The sequence below is a fragment of the Rhodohalobacter sp. 8-1 genome, from assembly GCF_038150125.1.
Lineage (GTDB): Bacteria > Bacteroidota > Rhodothermia > Balneolales > Balneolaceae > SW132.
The window spans coordinates 1-1,773 of the sequence record NZ_JBBVMF010000041.1 but is presented as its reverse complement, the minus strand read 5'-3'; the positions used below and the strand labels follow the sequence as shown (position 1 = coordinate 1,773).

At 53.2% G+C, this 1,773-nt stretch carries 1 rRNA gene; it reads left to right on the top strand.

The window, feature by feature from the left end:
• Positions 1 to 144 precede the first annotated feature (144 nt).
• Positions 145 to 1,667, top strand: a 16S ribosomal RNA gene (locus tag AABW11_RS19880).
• The last annotated feature ends 106 nt before the right edge of the window (positions 1,668 to 1,773 follow it).

Genomic DNA, 1,773 nt, shown 5'->3' with positions numbered 1-1,773 from the left:
AAATTATTCTTAGATTGTAAATCTGTCAACGATACGATAAGTGATGTAGAGTTGGCGGGAAAGTTCTTTGAACATAGTGAAAGAGATAAGCAGATCGTTGAGTGAGTCAGGCGAGCTTTTTCAGGATATATTATTAGTATATATATAATGGAGAGTTTGATCCTGGCTCAGGACGAACGCTGGCGGCGGGCTTAACACATGCAAGTCGAAGGAGAAGGGTGGTCTTCGGACCACCTGGAGACTGGCGCACGGGTGAGTAACGCGTAGACAACCTGCCTATAACTGGGGAATAACATCGGGAAACCGGTGCTAATACCGCATATTGCCACGGCCTCGCATGAGGCGGTGGTGAAAAACTTCGGTTGGTTATAGATGGGTCTGCGTGCCATTAGTTAGTTGGTGGGGTAAAAGCCTACCAAGGCGATGATGGCTAGGGGGTCTGAGAGGATGATCCCCCACACTGGAACTGAGACACGGTCCAGACTCCTACGGGAGGCAGCAGTGAGGAATCTTGCGCAATGGAGGAAACTCTGACGCAGCCACGCCGCGTGCCGGAAGACGGCCCTATGGGTTGTAAACGGCTTTTGATTGGGAAGAACTGTTCCGTTTCGACGGGACTTGACGGTACCATTTGAATAAGCACCGGCTAACTCCGTGCCAGCAGCCGCGGTAATACGGAGGGTGCAAGCGTTGTCCGGAATCATTGGGTGTAAAGGGTGCGTAGGCTGGCATCTAAGTCTGGGGTGAAATCTTGCCGCTTAACGGTAAAATTGCCTTGGATACTGGATGTCTTGAATCTGACAGAGGTCGGTGGAATTCGTGGTGTAGCGGTGAAATGCATAGATATCACGAAGAACACCAGTGGCGAAGGCGGCCGGCTGGGTCAGTATTGACGCTGAGGCACGAGAGCGTGGGGAGCGAACAGGATTAGATACCCTGGTAGTCCACGCTGTAAACGATGTATGCTAGTTGTTGGGCCTTCGGGTTCAGTGACGCAGTTAACGCAGTAAGCATACCACCTGGGGAGTACGTTCGCAAGAATGAAACTCAAAGGAATTGACGGGGGCCCGCACAAGCGGTGGAGCATGTGGCTTAATTCGATGCAACGCGAAGAACCTTACCCGGGCTAAATCCACGATGACCGGCCCCGAAACGGGCCTTCCCTTCGGGGCATCATGGAAGGTGCTGCATGGCTGTCGTCAGCTCGTGCCGTGAGGTGTTGCCTTAAGTGGCGCAACGAGCGCAACCCCTGTGGTTAGTTACCAGCACGTAATGGTGGGGACTCTAGCCAGACTGCCTACGCAAGTAGTGAGGAAGGTGGGGACGACGTCAAGTCATCATGGCCCTTATGTCCGGGGCTGCACACGTGCTACAATGGATGGTACAGAGGGACGCCACCCCGCAAGGGGGCGCAGATCTCGAAAGCCATTCCCAGTTCGGATTGGAGTCTGCAACTCGACTCCATGAAGGTGGAATCGCTAGTAATCGCGTATCAGCAATGACGCGGTGAATACGTTCCCGGGCCTTGTACACACCGCCCGTCAAGCGATGGAAGTCAGGAGTACCTAAAGTTGCCGTTCAACGCGGTACCTAGGGTAAGCCTGGTAACTGGCGCTAAGTCGTAACAAGGTAGCCGTACCGGAAGGTGCGGCTGGATCACCTCCTAGGAAGTAAAAAGCTACCGGCTTGCTTAACGATCTGCTTATCTCTTTTTTATGTCTATTTATTGACACACAGCCATGGGGCCGGCCGGGAGCCAGTTTGAGCTGCTCC